The sequence below is a fragment of the Mycobacterium sp. TH-M106 genome, from assembly GCF_057473765.1.
This window is the reverse complement of sequence record NZ_JBYCLE010000257.1, coordinates 1-2,506: the sequence shown is the minus strand read 5'-3', so window position 1 is coordinate 2,506 and position 2,506 is coordinate 1. Positions and strand designations below refer to the sequence as shown.

2 protein-coding genes are annotated in these 2,506 nt (G+C 67.5%); one reads left to right on the top strand and one right to left on the bottom strand.

The features are described 5' to 3' along the window. A partial coding sequence (locus tag AC2VOP_RS08910) for an MBL fold metallo-hydrolase (RefSeq protein ID WP_486960620.1) occupies positions 1–347 on the bottom strand: 347 nt, incomplete at its 3' end. A 36-nt stretch (positions 348–383) separates the two neighbouring features. Here AC2VOP_RS08910 and uvrA point away from each other — a divergent pair. After that, a partial coding sequence (uvrA, locus tag AC2VOP_RS08905; protein ID WP_486960619.1) for an excinuclease ABC subunit UvrA occupies positions 384–2,506 on the top strand: 2,123 nt, incomplete at its 3' end.

Sequence of the window (2,506 nt, the reverse complement as noted above, 5' to 3'; positions counted from 1 at the left end):
CGGTCGGGCCGCACCGGCAGCGGATCGGCGTCGAGTGCATGCGCGGCAGTCGGCGCCCCGGTGGCTTCGGCCAGCGCCGCCAGCGCCTGCCAGTGGTCGAAATGCTGGTGGCTGGTGACGATCAGCGACACCTTCGGGGCGTATCGCCGCACCAGATCGGTGAGGATCTGGGCATCGTTGGCGGCGTCGATCAGCAGCGACTCGCCGGTTTTCGCGCACGTCACCAGGTAGGCGTTGTTGTCCCACGGCCCGACGGACGCCTTCAGGATCGTCGCGCCGGGAAGGGTGCGCCGGGCGGCGGTTTGCGGCTCGACATGGCCGGTGTAGTGGTCGTTGACGACAGTCATACCGGCCACGGTACTGGTACGCATACGATGGTGCCGATGGCTGACCGGCTGATCGTCAAAGGTGCGCGCGAACACAACCTTCGCAGTGTCGATCTCGACCTGCCGCGCGACGCGCTGATCGTCTTCACCGGGCTGTCCGGATCGGGTAAGTCGTCGCTGGCGTTCGACACCATCTTCGCGGAGGGCCAGCGCCGCTACGTGGAGTCGCTGTCGGCCTACGCCCGCCAGTTCCTGGGTCAGATGGACAAGCCGGACGTCGACTTCATCGAGGGCCTGTCGCCGGCGGTCTCCATCGACCAGAAGTCGACCAACCGCAACCCGCGCTCGACGGTCGGCACCATCACCGAGGTCTACGATTACCTGCGGCTGCTGTACGCCCGGGCCGGCTCGCCGCACTGCCCGGTCTGCGGCGAGCGGATCGCCCGCCAGACGCCGCAGCAGATCGTCGACCAGGTGTTGGCCATGGACGAGGGCACTCGCTTTCAGGTACTGGCCCCGGTGGTGCGCACCCGCAAGGGCGAGTTCGCCGACCTGTTCGAGAAGCTGAACACCCAGGGCTACAGCCGGGTCCGGGTCGATGGCGTGGTGCATCCGCTCACCGACCCGCCCAAGCTGAAGAAGCAGGAGAAGCACGACATCGAGGTCGTGGTGGACCGGCTGGTCGTCAAGGCCAGCGCCAAACAACGGCTCACCGATTCGGTGGAGACCGCGCTGAACCTGGCCGACGGCATCGTGGTGCTGGAGTTCCCCGATGGCAAAGGGCACGACCGGTCCGGCCATCACTGCGAACAGCGGTTCTCCGAGAAGCTGGCCTGCCCCAACGGCCACGCGTTGGCTGTCGATGACCTTGAGCCCCGGTCGTTTTCGTTCAACTCGCCCTATGGCGCCTGCCCGGAGTGCACCGGGCTGGGGATCCGCAAAGAGGTCGACGTCGATCTCGTGGTGCCCGATCCTGGTCTCACCCTCGCGGAGGGCGCGGTGGCACCGTGGTCGACGGGCCCCGCCGCCGAGTACTTCACCCGGATGCTGGCCAGCCTCGGCGACGCAATGGGTTTCGACGTCGACACCCCGTGGCGCAAACTACCGGCCAAAGCTCGCACGGCGATCCTGGAAGGCGCCGACGAGCAGGTGCACGTGCGTTACCGCAACCGTTACGGCCGCACCCGCTCCTACTACACCTACTTCGAGGGTGTGATGGCGTTCCTGCAGCGCAAGATGGAGCAGACCGAGTCCGAGCAGATGAAGGAACGCTACGCCGGATTCATGCGCGACGTGCCCTGTCCGGTCTGTCGCGGCACCCGGCTCAAGGCAGAGATTCTGGCCGTGACGCTGGCCGCCGGGGAGTTGGGCAGTAAATCCATCGCCGAGGTGTGCGAGCTGTCGATCGCGGATTGTTCGAACTTTCTCGCCGCGCTCACACTGGGGCCGCGTGAACAGGCCATCGCCGGTCAGGTGCTCAAGGAGGTCCAGTCCCGGCTGGGCTTCCTGCTCGACGTCGGGCTGGAGTACCTGACCCTGTCCCGTCCGGCGGGGACCCTTGCCGGCGGTGAAGCGCAACGCATCCGGCTGGCCACCCAGATCGGCTCCGGATTGGTCGGGGTGCTGTACGTGCTCGACGAGCCCTCGATCGGGCTGCACCAGCGCGACAACCGCCGGCTGATCGAAACACTGGTCCGGCTGCGCGATCTGGGCAATACGCTGATCGTCGTCGAACACGACCTGGACACCATTGCGCACGCCGACTGGATCGTCGACATCGGCCCCGCGGCCGGCGAGCACGGCGGTCAGATCGTGCACAGCGGGACCTACGCCGACCTGTTGACCAACCGCGACTCGATCACCGGCGCCTACCTGTCAGGTGCGCAAAGCATCGAGGTGCCCGCGATCCGCCGAGCCGTCGACCGCCGGCGGCAACTGACCGTCGTGGGCGCCCGCGAGCACAACCTGGCCGACATCGACGTGTCCTTCCCGCTCGGCGTCCTCACCCTGGTCACCGGGGTGTCCGGTTCCGGCAAGTCAACGCTGGTCAACGACATCCTGGCCGCGGTGCTGGCCAACCGGCTCAACGGCGCCCGCCAGGTTCCCGGCCGGCACACCCGGGTCACCGGACTCGAGTTCGTCGACAAGCTGGTGCGGGTCGACCAGTCGCCGATCGGGCG